At 57.4% G+C, this 305-nt stretch carries 1 pseudogene; it reads right to left on the bottom strand.

What is annotated here, in order from left to right:
- Positions 1-305, bottom strand: a pseudogene (locus KDM89_RS21440) (ABC transporter ATP-binding protein); the annotation flags it as partial.

Here is a 305-nt window from a genome sequence, read left to right as displayed (position 1 = left end):
GGCGCTGGCAGCATCAGTCACATGTTCAGGCCGGATGCCGAGTACGATCTCGCCATTGACCGGGGACAAACGCTGGATCGCGGCTGCCTGTGTGGCCGGTATCGGTAACAGCGTGGAGCGCCCCTGATGTTCAAGCACAAAATGCAGTTGCTGCTGTTCCTGCTGCACTTTGCCACGGATGAAATTCATCGACGGTGAACCGATAAAGCCTGCGACAAACATATTCGCAGGGCGGTCGTAAATATCCTGCGGGCTGCCAAACTGCTGCACCACGCCATCGCGCATCACCGCGATTTTGTCACCCA

Source organism: Cognatundibacterium luofuense (assembly GCF_018139685.1).
GTDB classification, from domain to species: Bacteria; Pseudomonadota; Gammaproteobacteria; order Burkholderiales; family Burkholderiaceae_D; genus Undibacterium; species Undibacterium luofuense.
Note: the sequence above shows the minus strand (reverse complement) of the source record. Positions and strands in the feature narration are given on the sequence as shown.